The organism is Jannaschia sp. M317 (assembly GCF_025141175.1).
In the GTDB taxonomy this organism is placed as follows: domain Bacteria; phylum Pseudomonadota; class Alphaproteobacteria; order Rhodobacterales; family Rhodobacteraceae; genus Jannaschia.
In genome coordinates this window covers 3219239-3242193 of the sequence record NZ_CP081155.1, presented here as the reverse complement: position 1 = coordinate 3242193, position 22955 = coordinate 3219239, and the positions used below count along the sequence as shown (strand labels likewise).

Genomic DNA, 22955 nt, shown 5'->3' with positions numbered 1-22955 from the left:
GACCAATGAAACGCACTCACGGTGTGAGCAAGAAAACCGGCGGCTGGCTGGGAAAAGTCCGATTGCCGCAACTCAGGCAAAATTAGGCGCAAAAGGTGTCGGGATTATGCCCATTTACCATCAATTTATTCGCAATTTTCCAAGGCAATCGCGACAATTCTTTCAAAGGGTGGGTCAGTGTTTCCGTCGAGGCTATAATCGAACATGGCTTTCGTTCAAAATTGGGCAGAGCAGTCCGCGCCGCCCCCGACCGGTCACATGTCTGCCACCATTCAAAGCTAACTCCAGAAGATGTGACGGACGGAGAGACCGCCGGTCGCCAGGATCTAGAGGCTAAGTTTTCAAGTGGAACGTCTGAGGTTAGCATGAGCAGCAGCAAACAGCGCAAACAGCGGATCGTGGAAAGCGCGGAGCGGCTTTTCGGTGATACTGTTCTCGACCTGGAGGCTCCGGGCGGGGACGGCAGATCGAGCTACAGGCTGGTCTTTGCTGATCGGTCCGTCATTGCGACCCTGCGTCCGAATTTCCGCAGAACACACGTCGAGGCCTATACGTTGCGGCAGATCCGGCGATTCAGCTCTGACCTGCCGGAGTGTCTGGGAGTGGATGATGAAATCCTCTTTCAATCGGACGTCGGAGGAAAGCGGCTCAATATCGAGATCGCGAAAGTCAGTCGGTCGAAACGGGTGTCTCTTGCGCATGATGCAATCGCGTCGATCTTCCGGATTCAATCAGCGGGCCGACGCGCGAAGCTTGAAGAGTCCTTGCCACACTTGGGCCAGAACAAGACTTGGGTAGATAGCTTTGTCGGGTCGACAAGCGTGCTTGGGCCCTATTCGAGCGGTCAATCTGCCAATATGGATGTGGTGGATCTGTGTGAAAATATTTCCTATCCCGGGAAGCAGTTTGTAAAATGGGACTGTCGGTCCGGCAATGCCGCCATTGGGGGCGATGATAAATTGCGCTGGTTCGATTGCGAATATGCCGGGGCCCGTCACGGCGCAGAGGATTTTGCCTGGCTGATCGGGGACGAAGCCTGGCCACTGCAGCCCGACGTCATGGAAGAATTGGTTGCCGATTGCTTTGACAAGGAAACGGGTCACAGCCTGGACGCCTACCTGGATTATCTCGCGCTTTATACCAGCTTCCATTGCTTGCAGCGGTTCAAATTGATTGTGAACGAGGCGAAGAAACGCGGCTGGCTGTCCAAGACGCAGGTGCGGAAATACGATGATGTGGGCGTTCACCCTGAATTCGCGGCGCACCTGTGTCGCATTGGTCAATACTTCGCCGACCGAAACGCCGTAACGCGGCCCTTGGCGCGGGATTTCGAGGAAGCCGAAGCGGTCTTTGTCGGAATTTTGAGAAACGGGCAGGATGAATTGCCCCAAGACCATCGACGCCGCCCTCGGATGGCCCGCGCCGCCGGTGTGCAGATGGCACACACGGGGCCAGCCTGACGGGGTCGACGTGCTGATCCGGACGTGCGTATCGCGTGACTGCCCCGGTGCGGGCGCTGCGCACGCCGCCTGTTCAAATCAAAGGGCGGGGGGGAATAGGACCCTGTTGCGCAGCGTCTGATCCGGCGCGAGGTTGCTTTGCGGGTCAGTGACGCGCCACCTGGCAGGTGGCCAGAATTGATCTGTCCGTGGCCGCCTTTCCAGCGGTCCAGAGGTCGAAGCCGCCTGACTGATCCGTCGACTGCGTGCCAAAGACCGGCTCGTCCAGCTCGATATTCCCGAAATACAGGACCTGACGACGCTTGATCGGGGTCCAGGCGGACCGGCTGCCGACGGTCGCCTCGGTCTGTTCGATCAAACGGGTGTAGCTTGGAAAGTACAGCAGCCCGACCGCGTTGAAATCGGTTCCTGCCTGCGTGCGGAGTGTCACACCGCTTCCGCTGTTGCGGGCCTCCGACCGGCGGGCCTTGGCCTGTGCAGAGGCGGTTGCGGCGAAATCGTCCGGGGCCGGATCCAGAACCGGGATCAGGTAGGGCGTCGCGCGCCGGACGCTGGCGTTCAGCCCGGCCTGCATATGGGCGACGAAGGTCGAGACCAACCGGAACGTCGCCACTTCCCGTCCCTTGGACAGAAGCCGGTGGTTCGATTGAATGCGACTTCGCCCTGCGGCCCAAAGCGCGGATTGCACCTCCAACCCTTCGCCCAGGCCCGCCAGATCGGGCTGCGCCTGCGTCACCTCGGTCGCGCAGAAGGCAGCATACAGCTGCCGGCCCTGCGCATCACGAAACACGGTCGTATGCTGGCCGACCGCGTCGGCGATCAGCTGCCAGTGGACATCGCCGAGATGCTTCAGCCACCAATCCTCCGAGATGCCGCGCGGCGCCAGATGGGCCATGCCAAGCGTCACCGACGTCTGGCGCAGGAATGCAGGGCGCGTGAGGACCTCGGCGACCCCCCTCATGAGGCGGCCTGGGTCGTGGCAACCGCCCTGGAGCGGATCTGATCGGACAGATAGCGCGCGTCCTCGTCGATCCCCAGGAACCGCCCCGACCCCCAGGTGTTCAGCCAGCCGAGGCCGATGAAATAGAAGCCGTCTTCCTTGCAGACCCCGCGCTGAAACACCGGGTGCCCCCTGTCGTCAAAGACATCGACATCAATCCAGTGATAGTCCGGCCGAAACCCGATGGCCCAGAGGATCGATGTGATGCCTTCGCGGGCACAGTCGATTTCGGTCATCTCTGCGGTGGGGTGCCAGACTTTTTCGAATGGCGGTTCTGTCGGTGCGTCGATGTTGTTTTTCGCGATATAGGCGTCAATCGCGTCGCGGATGCCGACATAACTTTTGTCGGCATCGTCCAGGTTGGTTGCCAGATCGGGCAGGAACCGGACCTTGGTGCCCTCCATCCCGCTGACCGACCCATACAGAGAGACACCGTCCAGCGCGAATTTCCGCAGGTCGATCTCATGCCCGCCGTCGCGACCGGTCATGTAATGGTTGGTCTTCGATACAGCGTGTTCGGGGTTCGGATGCTCGGCGATGGTCATGTGGTAATGGCCCATCTCATAAAGCCAGTCCGTTGCATCGCGCCCCCGGTATTGACGCGGGGATCGGGGCGCCGGGCCGACGGCCAGATGCACCTTGCGTCCTTCCAGGTGCATGTCTTCCATCAACTGGACGCCCGATTGCCCCGTTCCGACGATCAGGGTGCCGCCGTCGGGCATCTGTTTCGGGCGACGGTAATCGACGGAATGCATCTGCTGGATCGCCGGGTCCAGGTTGCGGGCATAGGGCGGGACGATGGGATTGTCGTAGCCGCCCGTGGCAATCACCACCTGATCCGTCGAAAAGTTCCCCTGAGAGCTGTCGACCAGATAGCCGCCAGCCGGACGCCTGGTGATCTTTGTGACGTCGCAATTCTCGATGAGCGGCGGATCAAAGGTCTCTGCGAAGGCGTCCAGATAGTCGGTGATCTCGTCCTTGACCATGAAGCCATGGGGATCGTTGCCCCGATAGGCAAAGTCAGGCAGGCGGCACTGCCAGTTCGGTGTCACCAGACAAAAGGTGTCCCAGCGGTTGTTGCGCCAGGAATTGAACCGCTGGTGACGTTCCAGGATGACGTGGTCCAGCCCCTGTTGGCAAAGGTAATAGCTGACCGACAGACCGGCCTGGCCGCCGCCGACGATGACGACGGATTTATGTTCGCGATGGGTCATTTGCCCTCCTCACGCAATCGAAAGGCAGGTGACATCTGCCGAGGTTGAAAAGGTTCTGGCCCGGCTTTCTATCGCGGCAAGCTGGGCCTCGGCGCTGGTGCAGCGGTATCCGAACTTGGCCTCGACGCGCGCACTGGCCTGGGTCAGCGCCGTCTGACAGAGGGCCAGGAAATCGGTCATCGGATAGGTCGTATCCGCCGCCAGAAAGTCGCGCACGATGGTCGACGGAGAATAGCACGTCTCGACCTGGCCATCCGGCCAGCGAATGGTGAAGCGGGTCTCAGGCATCGGAGGTCTCTTTTGCGGATAGGTTCAGATAGGGCGTCCGCGCATGATCCCAGAACAGCGCCGTGCCCTCGCGGGAGGTCAGATGCACGGCGCTGCCGTCGCGGACGTCGCCGCAAACGGTGGCTGCGATGCCCGATCCGGCAAAGGCCGCGCAAACGGCCGCCGCCTGGTCCGGGCGGGCGGACAACAGAAAGCCAAAGCTTGGAAAGCTGCGCAGCCAGCGCGCCATGTCCACACCCGCAGGACAGGGCAGGGCGTCCAGCTGGATCTCGATGGACACGCCAGAGGTTTCCGCCAGCATCAGCGCGGTGCCCGCGATGCCACCCTGGCTGATGTCCTTGCCCGCGGTGACCAGCCCGGCTTCGGCCAGGTAGGGCAGGATTTCCATCGTCTCGCGCAATTTGTCCGGGGCCGTGGTCAGTGCGGCGTTCCAATTGTCGAACGGTTCCCGGTAGCTGCCGCGCAAGTCGATGGCACAGATCAGAACGTCGCCGGCGCGCGCCGCAAAGCTGGAGATCAGCGCCTTGGCGTGACCGATGATCGACACCGAGAGCTGCAAGTCGTCGGTGCGCAGGTTCGTGTGACCGCCGACGACCGGAACGCCATAGGCCAGCGACGCGGCCTTCATGCCCGCCAGGACCGGCTGTGCCTGTTCGGCGCTGGGTGCCCAGATCGCATTGGTCACCGCGCGGGGGCGCCCGCCCATGGACAGGATGTCAGAGATATTCACCATCACCCCGCACCACCCGGCAAACCAGGGGTCGGTCTTGACGAAAGCGTTGATGAACCCCTCGCAGGAAAACAGGTCAAATCCGTCTGCTGTCGGCAGAACGGCGCAGTCATCGCCGGGCTGTCCGTCGCTTTGGGTGGTCAACCCCAGCGTCCCGGTGCTTTGCGAGATGTCCAGCTTGCCCCGGACGGATGGGTGATCGCGCAGATCCTGCGCCAGTTTGCGCAGCGGAAGGTGCGGTTTCATCATGCCGCCCTCCGCCGTGCAGACCGGGCCGTCCAACCGGCAAAGGGGTCCAGGATCGGTGGATAGGCGGCCAGGTCCGCCTGCATTTCCATGTGCGCGACGCCGTGGACCTCGATTTCCCTAAGAGGGGCCCAGTGCAGCCGCCGGAACAGCGCTACGTTCTGCATCTGCACCTGCGCCAGAAACCGGTCACAGCCGCGCCCATGGGCCGTGCAGACCGCCAGGCGGATCAGTTCGGCCCCCAGACGCCCCATACGCCTGTGGCTCTGCGCCACCGCCAGACGAGATCCGCGCCAGACGCGGGGGGCGGCCTCGTGGATGCGGACGCATCCGACCACCTGATCGGCCTCGGAGGCAAAGGTGCTGATCGCGACCAGAGGCAGGGCGATGTCATCTATGGCATCCCGGTCGTCGGTGTCGAAGATGCCCTGTTCCTCGACAAAAACCTGATGGCGCAGCTGCCGCAGGCCGTTCAGCTCCCATGGGCGCGCGGCGGCGCGGATGATGAAATCCGGCGACAGAAAGCTGCGGGGGCTGTGAAAGCTCATGCGACCCTCAGCTTTTCATAGGTCGACAGTGCCGAGCAGGCCCCGCATTTGGCGCAGCCCGCCTTCGATGTCTCGGCGCTCATGCCGGCACGCAGGATCATGCCGGACAGGGGGCGCAGAATGCTGGCCATGAAGGCCGCGTCGGGCGCGGGATGGCTTTCCATCGGGGTGCCGGACACCGGCACGAAGGGCACAACGAAGGGATAGACGCCGATCCGGCACAGCTCTTGCGAGGTCTCCAAGATTGCCTCGGGCGTGTCGCCCAGCCCGGCGATGATATAGGTCGAAACCTGACCGCGCCCAAAGACGCGGACAGCCGCCTTGAAGCTGCTGAAATACTTTTCCAGCGATACCTGCGCCTTGCCCGGCATGACGCGGGCGCGCACCTCGGGGGTTACCGCCTCCAGGTGCATGCCCAGGTTGTCGATGCCGGCCGTGAACATGCGTTCGTGCCAGACGTCGTCTTCCGGGGGTTCGCATTGCCCTTGAATGGGCAGGTCCACGGCCGCCTTGATGGCCGCGGCACTTTCGACCATGACCCGCGCGCCGCGGTCCCGGCCCGCCGGGGTGCCGGTGGTCATGACCATGTGCTTTACGCCGTCCAGTTCGACCGCGGCCTTGGCCACTTCGGCCAATTGGGCCGGCGTCTTGTGCGCGGTCGTGCGGCCTGCAGCCAACGATTGCCCGATCGAACAGAACTGGCAGGTCTTCTTTCGGCTGGCATAGCGGATGCATTCCTGCAGGACCGTGGTGGCCAGCACGTCCTTGGAATGCAGGGTCGCGATCTTGTGGTATTCGATCCCGTCGGCGGTCTTGAGGTCATAAAACCTGGGACGCTGCGGAAATCGCAGCCGACCCAACGAGACGCCCGCCTTTGTCACCTCTGCCATGCCGTCGGCATCGGGGGCCTGGACGATGTAGGGGCTGTCGAAGGCCGGGGCCGTGTGGACCGGAACCATCACGGTCGATCCGCCGATCGTGACCGCCTTGTGATCGGTCGGACCAGCCCCGCCCCGGCGGCTTTCCATGCCGACGGTCGGATCGACCATGCGCATGCCGTGGGTTTGCAGCTCGTTGATAAGATCAGCTTCAGACATCTTCGGCCTCCGTCTCTGCGGGTGTGGTCAGATCGTGGACATTTTCGACACGCTGCACCGGGTGGGCCGGGCGCATGTCGTGGACCAGATGCAGCAACTCTGGCCGGGCATAATGGCCGACGCTGTCCATCATGCGCTTGCGCTTGGTGATCAGTTTCATGTCCAGATCGGCGATGAGAATGCCTTCGCCTTCGGTCAGCGGCGGCACCACGTGGCGCCCCTCGGGCGAGATGATGCAGGTCATGCAGCCGTCGCGCAGACCCTTCTGCAGCTTTGGATCGTCACTGATCGACTGGATCTGTTCTTCGGTCAGCCAGCCCGTGGCGTTCACGACGAAGGCACCGGATTCCAGCGCATGGTGGCGCATCGTGACTTCGATCTGTTCGCCAAAGATCGGACCGACCAGGCTGCCCGGGAAGTGGCCGACGTGGATTTCCTCGTGCTGAGACATCAGCGCATAGCGGGCCAGGGGGTTGTAGTGTTCCCAGCACGCCAGGGCCCCGACGCGTCCGACCTTGGTGTCGACCACCTTCAGGCCGGCCCCGTCGCCTTGCCCCCAGATCATCCGTTCGTGGTAAGTCGGCGTGATCTTGCGCCGTTTCAGGGCCAGCGATCCATCGGCGTCAAAGATCAGTTGCGTGTTGAACAGCGATCCGTTGTCCCGCTCGTTCACGCCCAGTACGACGACGACGCCCCGCTTGCGGGCCGCATCCGCGACGGCCTGCGTCTCGGGCGAGGGGACGACAACGGCTTCGTCATAGAGGCGCAGGTGTTCCGCGCCCTGCAACATCGGCGGCAGCACGAACGAGAAATACGGATAGTAAGGAACGAATGTCTCGGGGAAGACGATCAGGTCCGCGCCCTTTTCGGCGGCTTCGGCAATCGCGTTCAGGACGCGTTCGATGGTGCCTGCACGGCCTGTCAGATCTGGGGCAATCTGAACCGCTGCGGCACGGACAATACGGTCTGACATGGGGCCTCCTGCGAACGCCTGGCGTTGTGGGTCTGACTGGGAAAGGGGACAGCCGAGGCGGGGTCGAAACCACCGCCTCGCTGCCGACGCGGCTACAGCGTCCAGGTGTCGACGATCACCGCATTGTCACGGATGTGCAGCAGCTTGAGATCCAGCACGTCCTGTGGGGCAATCGGCGTGATACCCGGCAGCAACGACGGCTCGCCGTGGCCCATCAGCATCTGCAGAGCAAAGCGACAGGCATAGACCTTGCCGCCTTCCTTCATGAACTTGGTCAGATTGGCCGCGTAGTTCTGTGCGCCCGGAAATGCCTCGTCGCCCAGCGTCGGAAAGCCACGCTGCACGCCAAGCGAAACACCGGGACCGTAAAGCAGGACAGAGGTCTCGAACCCTTTCCGCTGAAGGCGGATGGCCTGCAGGATGTTGACCAATCCGATGGAGCCTTCGAAGGCCACCGAGTGAAAGGTGACGAGAGCTTTCTCGCCTTCCTTGGCCTGGACGTCTTCGAAAACCTTTTCCTCGTAGTTTACGAAAAAATCGCCGTCCTTGTGGGCCGGGGTTGTGACTTCGGGCATTGCGATCTCCTGTGGTTCGCTGGGGCAATGTCCTGTGATTGACCGGCTCCAAGGGTGGGCGCTATTTACCCATACAATTATGCGATCAATCTAATTGTATTGATTGTATGTCTTTGTAGGATTCTTGGGCATTCAGGGTTTGAGCTGAAGGTTATATGGGCATTTCCGGTCTCACGCTGCCCTTCGGTGCCGGATGGGCCCGGCCCGCATTGTAGGTGAATTATCCATACAATACGGTCACCCTGCGACACTGACCCCGGAGACGTCATGGACAACTGGCCCCTGCGAATCGAAAAGTCGGGCAAGCCTCGATACCTCGCGATTGCGGAATGCATTGCGCAGGACATGAAGGATCGCGTGCTTTTGCCCGGCGACCGACTGCCAGCGCAGCGCAAGCTGGCGGATATGATCGGGGTCGATTTCACCACCGTCTCGCGCGGCTATACCGAGGCGCTCAGCCGGGGCCTGATCGAAACGCATGTCGGGCGGGGCACCTTTGTGCTGCCGCAGCACAGTTTCAGCGACACCGGGGATGAACGCCGGGCGCTGGCCCACGATCTGACCATGAACGCCCCGCCGGAGCCGACTGATCCCGAGCTGTTGGAGCGTATGCGCGGGGGGCTGTCGGCCGTGTCGAACGACCTGGTCCATCTGCTGCGCTACCAAAACCCGATCGGCGGTGAAATCGACAAGGAGGCGGCCTCGATCTGGCTGTCCATGCGCGGGTTGGTTCCCAACCTGGAGCGCATTGCCGTCACGCCTGGGGCCCATGCGACGATGCTGACGATCCTCACGATCCTGACGCAGCCTGGCGACTGTATCCTGTGCGAGGATGTCACCTATGCGGGCGTCAAGAAGATCGCCGCCCAGCTGGGGTTGCGCCTTGTCGGGGTGCCGATGGATGGGCAGGGTATCCTGCCTGATGCGTTGGAGACGGCGATCAGTGAGCACCGCCCAAAGGCGCTGTATCTCAATCCGACGTTGCACAATCCGACCACCATGATCGTGCCGCAGGACCGTCGCCTGGACATCACCGATGTGATGAAGCACCACGACCTGCCCCTGATCGAGGATGACGCATACGGCTTTGTCCTGCCCGACGCGCCGCCTCCGATGGCGGCCAGTGCGCCGGGCCTGACCTGGTATATTGGCGGGCTCGCCAAGTGCATTGGCGCGGGGCTGCGCCTGGCCTATACGATCGCCCCGAGCGCCCGCGCGGGGTTCGCGTTGGAAAACGGGATCCGGGCGGTGTCTGTCATGGCCTCTCCGGTGTCGGCAGCGCTTGCGACGCGCTGGGTGCTGGATGGCACCGCGGACCAGATCCGTCGGTTCATCCGCAAGGAAGCCGCCATCCGCCAGGACATCGCTGCCGAGGCAATCATCGATGCCGACTTCGTGTCCCACCCTCACGCCTTCAACATCTGGCTTCGCCTGCCGGAAAACGTCACCTGCGCGGTGTTGATGGCGCATATGCACAAGCACGAGATCGGTATTTCGCCTGAAAGCGCATTTCGAACCCTGGGCCATCAGGACCGTTTCGTGCGGATCTGCCTTGGAGGGCGCCTGCATCGCAAGGCCCTGCCGCAAACGCTGGCACATCTCAACAATCAGATCTGGCAGTTGTCCCGGGAATGACGCGGAGCAACATCTTCTGGCTGCGGCGCGCGGCCTTTCGGTTGATCAGAAGGTGTTGCAAAATCGCCAGGGCGTCTTGTACATTGTTGTCGACAAAAGTGTTCCACTCGCCCCCGAGCGGTTCGCCCCTTGTTGATGAACAGATGAATGACGGAGTTATCGATGCCACCTAGCCAGCCGGAGAGAAGCCTGACAGCCCGCCTCTATGACGACATCGTGGTTGGGGCCTTCTCTTTCGGGGCAAAGCTGGGCGAAGAACAACTCGTGGAGCGCTACGACACGAAACGTCACATCCTGAGGGACAGTTTCGCGCAACTCGAGGAACTCAAACTCGTTACGCGGATTCCGAACCGGGGCGTTTTCGTGCGGGAACCGCATCCGGACGAGGTGAGGGAGTTGTTCGAGATCCGCGAACTGCTTGAATTGCAGGCGGCGCGATTGACGAAGCTGCCCGCGCCCGCGGACGTGCTCGAAAAGATGAGAGAGATTCAGGCACTGCATGCAGAAGCGACGCGCGAAGGTCGATTCCGGGACGTCTTGCATCACAACGCGGCGTTCCATGAAATTCAGTACGGGGCCTGCGGCAACGCCGTGCTCGCGGCGGCCATCGCCGATTACGCGACGCGCACCCACATCATAACCTCGATGAAGTTTGCGACGCCCACCTTGATGGAGAATGTCGTCAGTCAGCATCTCGCGATTGTCGACGCCATGGCCGGAGCCTCGGTCGATACGTTGATCGAGGCGATCCGGTCCCATTTTGATCTCGCCCGGATCCGGCAATACAATCACCAGTATACCATTCGCCACGGGGCAGACGCGCCCAGGGAGGTCGAGACGCCCCGAGCGCGTGCCATCAGCTGATCGTCACGGCAGGCGCTTTACGATCCCGCCCCATTCTTCGGGTGTGAAAGCGCGCGTGATATTGGCGGTCACGTTGCCGGTGCGCCGCACCGCCATGCCAAAGGCCGCGACCGTCTCGTCGTCGGGGGCCGTGACTTTCATGATGAAGTCGAAGTGCGCGATGCAGTAGGAGAATTCCTCTACGGTCACGCCCATCGATGCCGCAAAGGCGACGACGCCCTTGGCACGCTCTGGTGCTTCTTCGATGCTCATCATGCCTTCGCGGGTGACGACTTCGGTGATGTAGTAGGTGGGCATTGATTAACCTTCCTTGGGTTTTGAGAACAGAACTGCGCGTGCCGTGCCCGCCAGTCTGGGCAGGGCGATCGCGCCGATTAGCATGAGGCCGACATAGATGTTCATGACGATGCCAGGCACGTTGTTGAGCGACAGGCCGAACGTCAGGAACCCGATCACGAAGATGGCAAGGATCACGCCGATGATCGTCCCGCTGCCGCCGGCAATGCCGACCCCGCCCAGCACGACCATGGTGATGACTTCCAATTCCCATCCGGTCGCGATGTTCAATCGCACGCTGCCCAGCCGACTGGACAACAGGATCGCGGCAAGGCCGCACATGAAACCAGTCGCCGCGAACAGGGCCAGTTTGTAGCGATCCACACCGACACCGGAATACCGGGTCGCGTCCGGGTTGGTTCCCATGGCGAAAATGCGTCTGCCAAAGGTCGTCGCATGAAGGACGACACCAACGCCCCCCGCGGCCACCAGGAAGAACACGAAGGAAACCGGGATATATCCGCCGATGTAGTGCTGCCCGAACCAGAAGTAGGACTGCGGAAAGGCTGTCAGGGCATCGTCGCCCACGATGCTGGTCGCGATGCCCCGATACAGCGAAAGCGTGCCGATCGTCACAACGATGGAGTGCACGCCCAGGACATTCACCAGCAACCCGTTGAATGCCCCCGCAAGCGTGCCGACGGTCAGGCCGACAAGGACAAGGACCGGCGTTGGTGCCCCGGCCGATGCGGCAACCCCCACCAGCACGGCAGCAAGCGCCACGATGGACGCGACCGACACATCGATCTGCCGCGCGATGATCAACAACGCCATCGGCAACGCGATCAGCGCCTTTTCCGAATAGTTCACCGTGCTGTCGATCAGGTTGTAGGGATCAAGGAAGAACGGCGTCAGCCGGCTCATGAAGGCGCAGACGCCAATCAGAATGACGATCAGCGCCAGTTCCCAAGGGCCCAATCCCAGACGTTTCATGTGCGGTCCTCCCGGGGCAAGATCTGTCGGCCCGGCAGCCACTCGGCCCGTGCATTCGCCGCCACGGCCAGCAGGATGACGGCCCCGGTCAGCGCAAGTTGCAGGAAGGGGTTGATGCGCAAGAAGGGCAGGGCGGTTTCCAGGATCGCAATGAACAGCGCGCCCAGAACGACCCCCGCGACGGTGCCGCGCCCGCCGGTGATGGACGCGCCTCCGATGACACAGGCGGCGATGATGGCGAACTCGCGCCCCTCAGCCGATTGCGTATAGGCGATGGCATAGCGCCCGGCCCAGAGATAGCCGCACAGACCGGCAAGCGCGCCCGAAAGGCCGTAGACCAGAAACTCGACCCGGCGACCGGATACGCCGGCATTTCGCGCGGCCTCCGGGTTTCCGCCATAGGCATAGATATCGCGCCCGATCCGCCGTTGCGTCAGTAGGATCCAGACAAAGAACGTCGCGGCCAGCGCCACCAGGAACACGTTGGGAATGCCCAGGGCTGCGCCTGCGGGGAAGGCCTTGAAGGGGGCGGACATCTCGTGGGACGAAATCCATGCCCCATCGCTGAGCACGAAGATCAGGCCACGGATGACCGTCATCGTCCCTAGCGTCGCGATGATCGGCGGCAGGCCCGCAAACACGATCAGGCCCGCATTCACCAAGCCCAGTCCGATGCCCATCGCCATCGCCAGAACGACAAAGGCCCCCGACGGCAAGTCCGGCGCAACCTGCGACAGCAGGGCCAGGAACATGCCCGAAAAGGCCAGGATCGACGCCTGAGACAGGTCGATCCCACGCGTCAGCAGCACACCGAGCTGCCCCAGGACCAGGATCAGCAGAAACCCCCAGTTCGAAAGCAGGTTCGTCACGTTGCTGAACGCCAGATAACCGGGCGCGCGCAATGCGACGAGGCCCAGCATCACCGTGACGACCAGGGCCAGGATGGCTTCGCGGCTACGCAGGGCGGCGGTCATGCCGCCCCCCCGGCCGCGGTCGCGACGATCCGCTCTGCCGAAAAATCGGGACGTGCGTATTCCGCCACCACCCTGCCGCGCGCCATCACGACGATGCGGTCGGAAATTCCCAGGACTTCCTCCAGTTCCGACGACACGATCACGACAGCCAGACCTTCGCGCACGAGCGATCCGATCGTCTCATGGACCGCGGACTTGGACCCGACGTCGATGCCTTTGGTCGGTTCGTCCAGAATGATCAGCCGTGGCCTGGTTGCCAGCCACTTGCCGATGACGACTTTCTGCTGATTGCCACCGGATAGTTCCGACACCTTCTGACGCCAGCTGCTGGCGCGGATCGAGACGCGTTCGGCGAAATCCTCGACCAGCCGGGTTTCGGCGGCGGGGTTCAGGAACGGGCCGGATCCCAATCGATCAAGCTGCGGCAGCGAGATGTTTGACGTGATGGGGAATGGCAGGATCGCGCCGTGGCGTTGGCGGTCTTCGGGGACATAGGCAATGCCCGCCGTCATCGCGTCCGCAGGCGACGCGATGCTGACCGGCGCGCCGTCGATGCGGACGGTGCCGGCCGACCGGGTCTTGAGGCCGAAAACGGCCTCCATGACTTCGGTGCGGCCTGCGCCGACAAGGCCGTAAAACCCAAGGATCTCGCCCTGTCGCACGTCGAAGTCGATGCTGTCGAATTCCGTCGGATGGCTGAAGCCTGAAACCTCCAGCACGACCTCACCAATGTCGGCTGCGGACTTGGGATAGATATCCCCGACCGTGCGCCCGACCATCATCGAGATCACATCGTCTTCGGTGACCTCCGCGATCTGGCCCTGACCGGCCAGCGCCCCATCGCAGAGCACGACATAGTCGTCGCAGATGCGGAAGATCTCGTCGAACTTGTGGCTGATGAAGATGATCGCCTTGCCCTCGGCGGTCAGGCTGTCGACGATGCCGTACAGATGCTGAATCTCGGCCTGCGACAGAGCGGCGGTCGGTTCGTCGAAGATGATGATCGCCGCGTCCGTTGCCAGCGCCTGGGCCAGGGACACCATATGGCGTTCTGCCACGCTCAGCGATTTGACGAGTGCGGATGGCGCCAGGTCAGAGCCGATACGCTGCAACATCGCGGTCGCGCGCCGGTTCATGGCGCCCCAATCCAGAAAGCCGCCGCGCCGCCGGGGCAGGGCACCGACAAAGATGTTTTCGGCCACCGTCAGGTCGTCGAACATTGATGGTTCCTGATGAATGGCCGCGATGCCTGCCGATGCTGCATCCTGGGGGCGGCTGAAGACGTGTACGGTTCCATCGACCTTTATGTTGCCGGATGTCGGACGGTGGATGCCGGTCAGGCATTTGACGATGGTGGATTTACCGGCCCCGTTCTCGCCGATCAGCCCAAGGACACGGCCCGCCCGCGCCGTCAGCGACACATCGGTCAGCGCCCGGACGCCGCCGAACCGTTTCGTGAGATTCTCGATCTCCAACATGCGTGCGTTCCTCGGATCCGCCTGTGGCGTGCCGCCCGTCCCGGATCGGGGGCGGGCGGCGATGGTGTGGTGAGGGGGGCAGCGCTACTTGCCCGCGCTTTCGACAAGTGCTGCGGCGTCTTCGACGTTGGAGGCATCGTAGACGAACAGCTCACCCATGACGGCAACGTTGTTTTCGCCAATCTCGATCGACCCCATGCGCGCCGCTTCGAACGTCTCGCCGGGGGCGCCGGTGATGTCGCCCTCGACCAGCGCATGGGTCGCCATCACGGTCGTGTAGCCGACGTCGACCATGTTCCAGATCGCAAAGGCAGGCGTGGCACCGGACAGGACGTGATCCACCATCTCGGTCGGAAAGCCGAGGCCGGTCACCTTGACCTTGCCGACCAGGCCCTGATCGCGAACCATCTGCGAGGCGGCGGCGATGCCGACGGATGTGTAGGCGACGATTGCCTCCAGGTTTTCGTATTTGTTCACGAGGCCCAGTGCCTCGTTGTAGGCCTTGTCCGACCGTTCGTCGCCATAGACCGTTTCGACCACGTTGAGACCTTTATAGGCGTCGTCTTGCGTCGTCAGGCGAACCATTTCATCGACCCATTCGTTCTGGGTGGTCGAGTTGGCGGGACCTGAAACAATGCCGACGTCGCCGCCGCCATCCGTCAGATCCAGCGCGATCTTGACGGGGGCAAGGGCGATCAGCTCGTTGGTTGCGGACGCGATGTGCAAGGAACGCGCCGCGGTTTCGGTATCCTGGTCCCAGGTCACGACCGCGATGCCACGCTGCGAAGCGCGGCGCAGGGCCGGTGACAGGGCGGTGGCATCGTTCGCGGTGATCATGATCGCGTCGATGCGCTGCGCGATGAGCGAGTTGATCAAGGCAACCTGCCCCTCGGCGGTGTTTTCGGTCGGACCGGTGAAGATCAGCTCCACCCCCAGTTCGTCGGCGGCTTCCTGTGCGCCGATCCCGGCAAGCTCGAACGCGGTATTTCCCAGAACACGGACGACCATGGCGTACCGCTTCTGATCCTGCGCGGAGACCGCGCCTGTGCCCAGTGTCATGATCGCCAATCCGGAACACAGTCCGGCCAGCACGGTGCGGCGCAGCATCTTTGTAAACATGTCGGGTCTCCCTCCCCTTTTGCCGCCCGAAACGGGATGGCCTGGAAACATGCTTTACAATTGGCGGTATAATTGTCAACAATATGATTGATGATTTATTGGGGCGTATTGACGGATGACCTTGGACTTCAAGAGAGTGGTAACCGGGACGACGGATGGGGGGCGGTCCTACATCCTGTCCGATGGCCCCCCCGAAACAACGATGGTTCAGCCAGGGCGCGCCCTGACGTTCTACGAATTGTGGGAAACCGGGGGGCCGCTTGCCAGCAATCTGGGGACTAACGACGCGGTCGCCGGCCCGGTCCGCCACCACCCGCCCGTCGGCGGAACGCGGTTCCGGATTGTCGAGCTCTTGCCGGAAACGGACGGATCATCAGAGGCCGTCGACGGGGATTTCGAGAGCCTGCAGGCCGATGGCATTCAGGTGCAGGGCGCCGAGGACCCGACGATGCACCGCAACGAGACGGTGGATTACAACATTATCCTGTCCGGCGAAGTCGTTGCCGTGACCGAAGAGGGTGAAACGCTGCTGAAGGCAGGGGACGTCCTGATTCAGCGCGGCACCGCACACACCTGGCACAACCGATCCGGGCGGCCCTGCGTTTTTGCATCCGTCATGGTCAGCGCAGAGCCGCTCGCGGTTTTCGCCTCCAAGGGAGACACACACCATGAATGATGAAACGCGGCTTCCGGTCGCCGAGACCGAACATTTCGTGGCCGACCTTTTGACCCGTCTTGGCCTGCCGTCGACCGATGCAGCGCTTTGCGCCCGTGACCTGATTCAGACCAACCTCTGGGGGATCGACAGTCACGGACTGCTGCGGCTGCCGATCTATGCCGAACGGCTGGTGAACGGGGCGGTCAACAAGCAACCGGATGTGAAATGCCTGGGCGGACGGGCTGCGTTTGAGGTCTGGGACGGCGACGGCGGGCTTGGCTACGTCGTGGGCCACCGCGCGACAGATCGTGCGATCGACATTGCCCGCGACCAGGGGATCGGGGCGGTCGCCGTCCGCAACTCGAACCACTTCGGGGCGGCGGCGCTTTATATCAAACAGGCCACCGACGCGGGCATGATCGCGCTGGCCATGACAAACGTCATCCCAAACCTCGTGGTGCCGGGCGGGGCCAAGCCGATTACAGGGAACAATCCCCTGGCCTTCGGCGCACCGACGGGCGCGGAGTTTCCGATGATCCTCGATATCTCGATGTCGTCGGTCGCGGGGGGCAAGTTGTTGCTGGCGCAGGAAAAGGGGGAAAAGATTCCCTTTGGATGGGCCACTGACGCACAGGGCCATCCGACCGACGATCCCTTTGTCGGCTTCAAGGGATTTCTGCTGCCGCTTGGCGGGCACAAGGGGTTCGGGCTGTCGTTGATGATCGACATCCTGTGCGGCGTGCTGACCGGCGGGGCATATCAGTTCGACATCAAGAGCATGTATTCCGCCCCCCAGGACCCAAGCGACACCGGTCACATGTTCATCGTGATCGACCCCGAGGCGTTCCTTGGGCGTGAGGCCCTCGAAGCCCGGATGCGGGACATGCACGAGACGCTGCGCGCCTCACCGATGTGGGACCCGAAGGGGCGGATGCTGCTGCCTGGTGAGCTTGAGCACGAAACGAGCGTCGCGCGCCGCAGGGATGGCCTGCCCATTCCTGCCAAGCTGATGGCCGAGATCGCCACGCTTGCCGACCGCCACGGATGCGATTTGCCCGCCGTCCCGGCGACCGCCTAGTAAGTTTACGGAGTACGATCCATGAGACCGAACAAACTTCGCCGCCTGATCGCCGAGCGCAGGCCAATCGTTTGCGGCTGGCTTGCCATCCCCTCAAGCTATCTTGCGGAAGGGGCAGGGCATTCCGGTTACGATTGCGTCGCCGTCGACTTGCAGCATGGCATGATCGGGTTCGAGGCTGCAGTCGGCATGATGCAGGCGATTTCTGCAACACCGGCCGTCCCGATCGTGCGCGCCCCCTCGCTGGAGGGGCATTCGATCATGCACCTGCTGGATGCCGGGGCCTACGGCGTCATCTGCCCGATGGTATCCACGGCGGACGACGTCCGGGCGCTGCTGTCGGCCTGCCGCTATCCACCTTTGGGACGACGCTCCTTCGGACCGGCGCGCGGAAAGCTCTATGGCGGGGCCGATTATTTCGATCATGCCGACGAAGCGGTCATGGCGATCCCCATGATTGAGACAGCAGAGGCGCTGGACAACATCGATGACATCCTGGCGGTGCCCGGATTGGACATGATCTACGTCGGTCCCAACGATCTCGCCCTTGAACTCGGAGAGCGTCCGAGCGCCGAAACCGAAGACAGCAAGACCGCGAAGGCCATCGCGCACATCCTTGCCCGCGCGAATGCGGCGGGGATCCCCGTCGGTATTTTCTGCGCCAGCCCCGAGCTGGCCCGTAAACGCCTCGACGAAGGGTTCCAGATGGTGACGCCCGGCAACGATTTCGCGCTTGCGACGGGGGCCATGGCCAGCGCGGTCAAACGCTCGTTGGGGCAGTAGGGGCGTGCCTTGATGAGCAAAGCGGACTGGCTCTTCATTCCCGGGACGCTGTGTGATGGGCGGGTCTTTGCGCCCCTGATCCAGCACCTTGGTCAGACGGCGTCAGGGTCGATCAGGGTGGTGCAGGCGCTGGACAAGGATGACCTGTCGGCGCTTGCGCATCGCGCGGTCGAGGGCCTGGGGGCGCGCATTCACGTCGTCGGCTTTTCGCTCGGATGTCAGGTTGCTTTTGAAATCATGCGGCAAGCACCGGACCGCTGTGCCGGCATCACCCTGATCAGCACCACTGCGCGGCCTGATACGCCGGACCTCGCGCCCGATCGGCGCGCGATGGTCAACCGGTTTCAGTGCGACGGCGCGGCGGCCTTGGTCGAGGCTGACCTGTGGCCCCGCTACGTCGCGGAGCCGCAGCGACCCGGGCATCCGGCCAAGGATCTGATCCACAGCATGGCCCACGAGACGCCTAGCAGCCATCTCGCGGCCCAGATCGAACTGGCCATCGGGCGGCCGGATTCGCGACCGGCGCTGTCATGTCTCGACGCGCCGGTTTTGATGATCAACGGCCAGGAGGATCGGCTCACGCCTGTCGATCTGGGCGCGGAGATCGCCTCGACCGCCCGCAACGGGATGCACAGCGTCATCCCCGCCGCAGGGCATTTCGTCCTGCTCGAGGAACCCGAGGCGACTGCTGCGGTGATTCACACTTGGGTTCGTGGGTTAAATCAATGAAAAACAATGGCATAAAGTATTGTCAAATATATTGTTGACAATTTAACCGATGATCAACCATGCTGAAATCGGGATTTCGGGAGGAATTGTTACGATGGACACATTGAAGCCCACGGCGAGGGGGTCGGACGGTCCGATCATCGCCATGCGTGGCATTCACAAACGGTTCGGAGGCGCTGTGGCGCTGAACGACGTTGATCTGGAGGCACGTTCCGGCGAGGTTCTCGCCATTGTGGGCGACAACGGTGCCGGGAAATCGACCCTCATCAAGATTCTGACGGGCGTTCTGCAACCGACCTCGGGTGCCATCTTTGTCGATGGCCGCGAAGTAAACCTGACGAGCCGCGCAGACGCGATCGACCTGGGGATTGACGCGGTCTATCAGACCCTCGCCTTGGCCAATCACCTGACCCCGGCGGCCAATATCTTCTTCGGAAACGAGCTGACCCGCTCGATCCTGGGCATCCCGTTTCTCGACAATGCCAAGATGAAGGCAGAGGCGACCAAGGTTCTGTTGGACCGGTTCGGCACGCGCCTGCCAGACATGGATGCCCCCACGGACAGCCTTTCTGGCGGCCAGAAACAGGCCGTGGCGATTGCCCGCGCGATCTATCACGCGGATCTGCGGGTTCTTGTGATGGATGAGCCCACCGCCGCGCTCGGCCCGCAGGAAACCGCAAGAACCCTGAGCCTCATCAAGGCCCTGCGCGATCAGGGCATGGCCGTTCTGCTCATCTCCCACTCTCTTGATGACGTGTTTGACGTCGCCGACCGCGTTCAGGTGATGCGGCGTGGTCAGAAGGTCGGGACGGTCCGCATCGACGAGACGACGCAACAAGAGGTGCTCGGCATGATCGTCGGCACCAAGCAGGAAGAGGTGGTCGCATGACCCAGGCAACGACAAACGTGGCCGGCGCGATGCCCCGTCCATCCACCTGGAGCCGGGTCCTGCCGTATCTTTCGATCTTGGGGCCGGTGTTCATGATCGCCCTCCTGATGCTGTTCATGCTGGTGGTGGAACCCGCGCGTTTCTTCCGGGCGTCGAACTTCGAGATCATCCTGCTGGAAGCGGCCGTCTTCATGCCGATGGCTGTCGGCATGACCTTCGTCATCGCGCAGCGGGGCATCGACCTGTCGATCGGTTCCGTCGCGGCGCTCAGCGCCCTCGTCATGGCCTTTCTGGTCAAGGAATACGGGTTTTCTCCGTTCGCGGGGATTTGCGTGGCGATCGTGCTGGGCACGGTTCTGGGCACCATCAACGGTCTGGTCGTGACCAAGCTGAACGTGCCCGACCTGATCGGGACCATGGCGATGGATCTTGTCTATAGGGGCATCGCGCTGGTGCTGGCCAAGGGTCTGGTGCTGGCATCCTTCCCGGATATCATCACCACCATCGGGCGCGGCCGGATCGAGGGGTTCCTGCCGGTTCCCGTGCTGATCGGCTTTGCAGCCATCGTGATTGGTCACATCGTCCTGACGCGCACCTTTTTCGGGCGCTATGCCCTGGGCATCGGGTCGGACCCGGATGCGGCGTCGATGGCGGGGATCGCCGTGCACAAGCAACGCATCTTTGCCTATGCATTGATGGGGGGGATCGCCGGGTTCGCGGGCGTCATGCTGGCGGGCAAGCTCAATTCGATCCAGGCAACGTCGGCCAGTTTCCTCAACCTGCACGTGATTGCGGCGGTTGTGGTGGGCGGCACGTCGCTCTTCGGTGGGCGGGCCTCGATGCTGGGCGCTTTGTGTGGGGTCATCCTGCTGGCGATGATCACCAACGCGACGATCATCCTTCGGATCGAGTTCTTCTGGCAATCGGTGGCCGCGGGTCTGGTCATCGTGATTTCGGTCGCTGCGTATTCCTGGCTTCAGGCCACGGACCGCGACGGCGGGGGCGGTGTCCGTGCCGCGCTGCTCAGCAAGGAAAACATGTCGATCCTCAAGTTCATCGGGGGCCTGCTCGCCGGTCTTGCAGCACTGCTCATCATTGGTTTCGCCCTTCCGGGCGCACCGGTTGGCTAACCGGCGTGGCGCGGGGATCCCCCGCGCCCGCCATTTCAAGATAAAGGGAGAAGATCATGAAACTTACAATTGCAGCCACATTCGCCTCGGCGATCTGCCTGGGACTGGCCGCGCCGGTCCTCGCACAGGACCTGCCGCTGTTCACGCTGCCCGACGACGGTGAGCGCGACGTCTGGCGTCCCGAGCAGGTGACCAAGCCCGGCACGCTAGAGGCGCTTCAGGCGGCCATCGCCGCAGATCCGGTCAAGGTGTCCGTCGCGATCGACGATCCCATCCAGATCGCCCTGATTTATCCTTCGGCGGATACCTCCGACTTCTTCAACCGGAACTATGTCGCGTTCACCACGCGTCTGGATGAACTTGGCATCCCCTACGAGACGACGGAATTCGCGACGCGGATGAACGAAGGTGAATTGCAGAACCAGTTCGTCGCGCAGGCGGTCAACGATGCGGATATCTGGGATTTCGTGATGTATGCCCCGTCCGAGCTGATGGCGCAGGGCGACAACATTCAGCGCCTGGTCGACACCGAAGGGTTCACGACGATGATCTGGGGCAACCACACCCCGCTCAAGGCCCTGACCAAGCAACCGGTTACCTGGTTCAACTTCGATTCCCCGTCGGGCGCGGCGGCGATCTGTGACTACATGATCGGCGAACTGGGATCGGACAAGACCTACGCGCTTATCCGTGGTCTGCCCGGGTCCATCGACAACCTGCGATCAGAGACGTTCGCTGACTGCGTGGAAGAGAAGGGCGGATGGGTCAAGGCGGCCGAGCAATATGCCAACTTCAACCGCGAACTTGGCTATTCCGCGATGGAGCAGATCATGACGGCCTTCCCGGAGGTCGAGGTGGTCCATACCGCCAACACGGCTATGGGCATGGGTGCGGTCGAAGCACAGATCGCGGCGGGACGGACCGAGGACCTGTTCACGACGGCTTGGGGCGGCACTTCGGTGGAACTGGATGCCATCCGGGCGGGCACGCTCGACGCGACGCCTATGCGGATGTCCGACGACATCGGCGCAGCGGCTGCCGAGGCGATCAAGGCGGTGCTTGAGGGCCGCACGGATGAGCTTCCGCTGGTGTTCCTGGGGCGGATGTCCATCGCGAACAAGAACATGTCCGCCGACGAGATCGACGCGCTGGAGAAGGAGGCGTTCCGGTATTCGGGCCTCGCTCCGGTCAAGTAAGACGAAAGCCGGCTCTCTCAGGAGAGCCGGTTTTTCCACGAGTTCTGCGGACCTTGGCCGGTTGGGCCGATCCTTCGGCGGTCTTCGGCACCCCGGATTGCCCGGATGAAACGGCGCAGCATATCAACGCACCACGGATTTGCCGCGCCTATGCGGTCAGCGGCGGGCCCGCAGGACAATGCGAACCCGCGATGCGTGCGGCTCGGTGTGTCTTGGGCAAGGGCCACCATCTAAAGCCGCCGGATCGTGCGGCCTATGTATTTGATGGCGCGTCAGGCCGCTTTCCCCTCGATACTCGTGCATCGCCATCGACCAGGTGTCACGCGGGCTGATCCGCTCCCGCCCACAGGCCTCGCACAGCACGCATTTGTTCCCGCCGCTCGCGAAAAATGCCTGCTGGCAAGGTCATGGGCATTCCGATCATCGGCCCCTGGTCACCAAAAGCACATGGCAACCGATCCCGCGCCTGCCGCGTCTAGAACCCTTCATCAGGGGGCGCCAGGAAACGAGGCCGTTGAGGGAGCTCCATCATCATCCGTCACAGTCCGGCGATGCGCACCAGGCAGCGGCGCAGAACGCGCTGTTCCTCGGCGTCGAAGGGGGCCATCAGGCGCGCGTCGAAGGCCTGCGCCTTGTCGTGCAGATCGGCGTAGGCGCGTGCGCCCGCTGGCGTCAGCCGCAACCGTTCCGCCCGCCGGTCAGTTTCCAACACGTGCCGCGTGACGAAGCGTTTCGCCTCCAACGCCGCGACCGCGCGGCTGACCTTGGTCTTGTGCACCCGTGCCCGTGTACAGATGTCGCGCGCAGTCATTGATCCATGTCGACCCAGGTGGAACAGCACCCGCCATTCGGTACGCAGCATCCCATAGGTCGCCTTGTAATACCGCTGAAAGGCCAGCCCCGATTCCTCGGCCGCCTGGTTCAGAAGATAGGGCAGAAAATCCACCAGGTCGAAATCGCTGTCTTGGGCCATGGGGTCAGGTACCCGTTGTTAGTTACAAAACCAACCAATACCCCAATGT

The 22955-nt window shown here is 62.7% G+C and carries 24 protein-coding genes; 10 read left to right on the top strand and 14 right to left on the bottom strand.

The features are described 5' to 3' along the window. The first annotated feature begins 365 nt into the window (after window positions 1-365). Complete coding sequence (locus tag K3551_RS16575; protein ID WP_259915793.1) at window positions 366-1460, top strand: hypothetical protein; 1095 nt, start codon at window positions 366-368, stop codon at window positions 1458-1460. A gap of 145 nt (window positions 1461-1605) precedes the next feature. Here K3551_RS16575 and K3551_RS16570 read toward each other — a convergent pair whose 3' ends face one another. From K3551_RS16570 to K3551_RS16535, 8 genes are all read right to left on the bottom strand, one after another. Continuing rightward, window positions 1606-2355, bottom strand: coding sequence for a Pnap_2097 family protein (locus tag K3551_RS16570; RefSeq protein WP_259915791.1), 750 nt, complete (start codon window positions 2353-2355; stop codon window positions 1606-1608). Window positions 2356-2417: 62 nt separating this feature from the next. Then, the gene (locus K3551_RS16565; RefSeq protein ID WP_259915790.1) at window positions 2418-3674 is read right to left on the bottom strand and encodes an MSMEG_0569 family flavin-dependent oxidoreductase; all 1257 of its coding nucleotides are present in this window, start codon (window positions 3672-3674) and stop codon (window positions 2418-2420) included. A gap of 9 nt (window positions 3675-3683) precedes the next feature. Next, window positions 3684-3962 (bottom strand): MSMEG_0570 family nitrogen starvation response protein, encoded by a 279-nt coding sequence (locus tag K3551_RS16560; protein WP_259915789.1) that lies wholly within the window; start codon window positions 3960-3962, stop codon window positions 3684-3686. Beyond that, window positions 3955-4941, bottom strand: coding sequence for a sll0787 family AIR synthase-like protein (locus tag K3551_RS16555; RefSeq protein WP_259915787.1), 987 nt, complete (start codon window positions 4939-4941; stop codon window positions 3955-3957). The genes K3551_RS16560 and K3551_RS16555 overlap by 8 nt, the downstream gene beginning before the upstream one ends. Beyond that, window positions 4938-5486, bottom strand: coding sequence for an MSMEG_0567/Sll0786 family nitrogen starvation N-acetyltransferase (locus tag K3551_RS16550; protein ID WP_259915785.1), 549 nt, complete (start codon window positions 5484-5486; stop codon window positions 4938-4940). Before K3551_RS16550 ends, K3551_RS16555 begins: the two co-directional genes overlap by 4 nt. Further along, entirely contained in the window at window positions 5483-6583 is a 1101-nt protein-coding gene (locus tag K3551_RS16545) for an MSMEG_0568 family radical SAM protein (protein WP_259915784.1), read from the bottom strand. Before K3551_RS16545 ends, K3551_RS16550 begins: the two co-directional genes overlap by 4 nt. After that, on the bottom strand, window positions 6576-7556 hold the full coding sequence (locus K3551_RS16540) for a Nit6803 family nitrilase (RefSeq protein WP_259915782.1): 981 nt from the start codon (window positions 7554-7556) through the stop codon (window positions 6576-6578). The genes K3551_RS16545 and K3551_RS16540 overlap by 8 nt, the downstream gene beginning before the upstream one ends. Window positions 7557-7648: 92 nt before the next feature. Next, window positions 7649-8131 (bottom strand): MSMEG_0572/Sll0783 family nitrogen starvation response protein, encoded by a 483-nt coding sequence (locus K3551_RS16535; RefSeq protein ID WP_259915780.1) that lies wholly within the window; start codon window positions 8129-8131, stop codon window positions 7649-7651. Between the two features lie 267 nt (window positions 8132-8398). On the opposite strand from K3551_RS16535, the gene K3551_RS16530 reads away from it, so the two are divergent. Together K3551_RS16530 and K3551_RS16525 are read left to right on the top strand one after the other, a co-directional pair. Beyond that, complete coding sequence (locus K3551_RS16530) at window positions 8399-9766, top strand: PLP-dependent aminotransferase family protein (RefSeq protein ID WP_259915777.1); 1368 nt, start codon at window positions 8399-8401, stop codon at window positions 9764-9766. Window positions 9767-9928: 162 nt separating this feature from the next. After that, complete coding sequence (locus tag K3551_RS16525) at window positions 9929-10630, top strand: GntR family transcriptional regulator (RefSeq protein ID WP_259915775.1); 702 nt, start codon at window positions 9929-9931, stop codon at window positions 10628-10630. Between the two features lie 3 nt (window positions 10631-10633). Here the strand turns inward: K3551_RS16525 and K3551_RS16520 are convergent, their stop codons facing one another. From K3551_RS16520 to K3551_RS16500, 5 genes are all read right to left on the bottom strand, one after another. Continuing rightward, window positions 10634-10927 (bottom strand): GYD domain-containing protein, encoded by a 294-nt coding sequence (locus K3551_RS16520; RefSeq protein ID WP_259915773.1) that lies wholly within the window; start codon window positions 10925-10927, stop codon window positions 10634-10636. 3 nt (window positions 10928-10930) lie between these two features. Then, window positions 10931-11899 (bottom strand): ABC transporter permease, encoded by a 969-nt coding sequence (locus tag K3551_RS16515; protein ID WP_259915772.1) that lies wholly within the window; start codon window positions 11897-11899, stop codon window positions 10931-10933. After that, a complete protein-coding gene (locus tag K3551_RS16510) occupies window positions 11896-12873 on the bottom strand; it encodes an ABC transporter permease (RefSeq protein WP_259915771.1) in 978 nt (325 codons plus the stop codon). Before K3551_RS16510 ends, K3551_RS16515 begins: the two co-directional genes overlap by 4 nt. After that, window positions 12870-14351 carry a sugar ABC transporter ATP-binding protein gene (locus tag K3551_RS16505; protein WP_259915769.1) on the bottom strand — a complete coding sequence of 494 codons (1482 nt, stop codon included), beginning with the start codon at window positions 14349-14351 and terminating at the stop codon, window positions 12870-12872. Before K3551_RS16505 ends, K3551_RS16510 begins: the two co-directional genes overlap by 4 nt. Window positions 14352-14435: 84 nt before the next feature. Continuing rightward, window positions 14436-15470 carry a rhamnose ABC transporter substrate-binding protein gene (locus K3551_RS16500; RefSeq protein WP_259915768.1) on the bottom strand — a complete coding sequence of 345 codons (1035 nt, stop codon included), beginning with the start codon at window positions 15468-15470 and terminating at the stop codon, window positions 14436-14438. A gap of 115 nt (window positions 15471-15585) precedes the next feature. Between K3551_RS16500 and K3551_RS16495 the strand changes: the two genes are divergently transcribed. The 7 genes from K3551_RS16495 (at window position 15586) to K3551_RS16465 (ending at window position 21933) form a co-directional block, all read left to right on the top strand. Next, complete coding sequence (locus tag K3551_RS16495) at window positions 15586-16146, top strand: cupin domain-containing protein (RefSeq protein ID WP_259915766.1); 561 nt, start codon at window positions 15586-15588, stop codon at window positions 16144-16146. Then, window positions 16139-17206 carry an Ldh family oxidoreductase gene (locus K3551_RS16490; RefSeq protein ID WP_259915765.1) on the top strand — a complete coding sequence of 356 codons (1068 nt, stop codon included), beginning with the start codon at window positions 16139-16141 and terminating at the stop codon, window positions 17204-17206. The genes K3551_RS16495 and K3551_RS16490 overlap by 8 nt, the downstream gene beginning before the upstream one ends. Window positions 17207-17227: 21 nt before the next feature. Beyond that, window positions 17228-17989, top strand: coding sequence for an HpcH/HpaI aldolase/citrate lyase family protein (locus K3551_RS16485; RefSeq protein WP_259915764.1), 762 nt, complete (start codon window positions 17228-17230; stop codon window positions 17987-17989). 117 nt (window positions 17990-18106) lie between these two features. Further along, the gene (locus K3551_RS16480; RefSeq protein ID WP_409197387.1) at window positions 18107-18718 is read left to right on the top strand and encodes an alpha/beta fold hydrolase; all 612 of its coding nucleotides are present in this window, start codon (window positions 18107-18109) and stop codon (window positions 18716-18718) included. A gap of 94 nt (window positions 18719-18812) precedes the next feature. Further along, window positions 18813-19607, top strand: coding sequence for an ATP-binding cassette domain-containing protein (locus K3551_RS16475; RefSeq protein WP_259915761.1), 795 nt, complete (start codon window positions 18813-18815; stop codon window positions 19605-19607). After that, entirely contained in the window at window positions 19604-20737 is a 1134-nt protein-coding gene (locus tag K3551_RS16470) for an ABC transporter permease (protein ID WP_259915759.1), read from the top strand. Before K3551_RS16475 ends, K3551_RS16470 begins: the two co-directional genes overlap by 4 nt. Before the next feature lie 56 nt (window positions 20738-20793). Next, on the top strand, window positions 20794-21933 hold the full coding sequence (locus K3551_RS16465) for a substrate-binding domain-containing protein (protein WP_259915757.1): 1140 nt from the start codon (window positions 20794-20796) through the stop codon (window positions 21931-21933). Between the two features lie 538 nt (window positions 21934-22471). On the opposite strand, the gene K3551_RS16460 is transcribed toward K3551_RS16465, so the two are convergent. Next, on the bottom strand, window positions 22472-22906 hold the full coding sequence (locus tag K3551_RS16460; protein ID WP_259915754.1) for a MarR family winged helix-turn-helix transcriptional regulator: 435 nt from the start codon (window positions 22904-22906) through the stop codon (window positions 22472-22474). Between the last annotated feature and the right edge of the window lie 49 nt (window positions 22907-22955).

Coding starts and splice junctions, on each gene's coding strand:
- K3551_RS16575 (WP_259915793.1), top strand. CDS start 366: ATGAGCAGCAGCAAACAGCGCAAACAGCGGATCGTGGAAAGCGCGGAG.
- K3551_RS16570 (WP_259915791.1), bottom strand. CDS start 2,355: ATGGCCCATCTGGCGCCGCGCGGCATCTCGGAGGATTGGTGGCTGAAG.
- K3551_RS16565 (WP_259915790.1), bottom strand. CDS start 3,674: ATGACCCATCGCGAACATAAATCCGTCGTCATCGTCGGCGGCGGCCAG.
- K3551_RS16560 (WP_259915789.1), bottom strand. CDS start 3,962: ATGCCTGAGACCCGCTTCACCATTCGCTGGCCGGATGGCCAGGTCGAG.
- K3551_RS16555 (WP_259915787.1), bottom strand. CDS start 4,941: ATGATGAAACCGCACCTTCCGCTGCGCAAACTGGCGCAGGATCTGCGC.
- K3551_RS16550 (WP_259915785.1), bottom strand. CDS start 5,486: ATGAGCTTTCACAGCCCCCGCAGCTTTCTGTCGCCGGATTTCATCATC.
- K3551_RS16545 (WP_259915784.1), bottom strand. CDS start 6,583: ATGTCTGAAGCTGATCTTATCAACGAGCTGCAAACCCACGGCATGCGC.
- K3551_RS16540 (WP_259915782.1), bottom strand. CDS start 7,556: ATGTCAGACCGTATTGTCCGTGCCGCAGCGGTTCAGATTGCCCCAGAT.
- K3551_RS16535 (WP_259915780.1), bottom strand. CDS start 8,131: ATGCCCGAAGTCACAACCCCGGCCCACAAGGACGGCGATTTTTTCGTA.
- K3551_RS16530 (WP_259915777.1), top strand. CDS start 8,399: ATGGACAACTGGCCCCTGCGAATCGAAAAGTCGGGCAAGCCTCGATAC.
- K3551_RS16525 (WP_259915775.1), top strand. CDS start 9,929: ATGCCACCTAGCCAGCCGGAGAGAAGCCTGACAGCCCGCCTCTATGAC.
- K3551_RS16520 (WP_259915773.1), bottom strand. CDS start 10,927: ATGCCCACCTACTACATCACCGAAGTCGTCACCCGCGAAGGCATGATG.
- K3551_RS16515 (WP_259915772.1), bottom strand. CDS start 11,899: ATGAAACGTCTGGGATTGGGCCCTTGGGAACTGGCGCTGATCGTCATT.
- K3551_RS16510 (WP_259915771.1), bottom strand. CDS start 12,873: ATGACCGCCGCCCTGCGTAGCCGCGAAGCCATCCTGGCCCTGGTCGTC.
- K3551_RS16505 (WP_259915769.1), bottom strand. CDS start 14,351: ATGTTGGAGATCGAGAATCTCACGAAACGGTTCGGCGGCGTCCGGGCG.
- K3551_RS16500 (WP_259915768.1), bottom strand. CDS start 15,470: ATGTTTACAAAGATGCTGCGCCGCACCGTGCTGGCCGGACTGTGTTCC.
- K3551_RS16495 (WP_259915766.1), top strand. CDS start 15,586: ATGACCTTGGACTTCAAGAGAGTGGTAACCGGGACGACGGATGGGGGG.
- K3551_RS16490 (WP_259915765.1), top strand. CDS start 16,139: ATGAATGATGAAACGCGGCTTCCGGTCGCCGAGACCGAACATTTCGTG.
- K3551_RS16485 (WP_259915764.1), top strand. CDS start 17,228: ATGAGACCGAACAAACTTCGCCGCCTGATCGCCGAGCGCAGGCCAATC.
- K3551_RS16475 (WP_259915761.1), top strand. CDS start 18,813: ATGGACACATTGAAGCCCACGGCGAGGGGGTCGGACGGTCCGATCATC.
- K3551_RS16470 (WP_259915759.1), top strand. CDS start 19,604: ATGACCCAGGCAACGACAAACGTGGCCGGCGCGATGCCCCGTCCATCC.
- K3551_RS16465 (WP_259915757.1), top strand. CDS start 20,794: ATGAAACTTACAATTGCAGCCACATTCGCCTCGGCGATCTGCCTGGGA.
- K3551_RS16460 (WP_259915754.1), bottom strand. CDS start 22,906: ATGGCCCAAGACAGCGATTTCGACCTGGTGGATTTTCTGCCCTATCTT.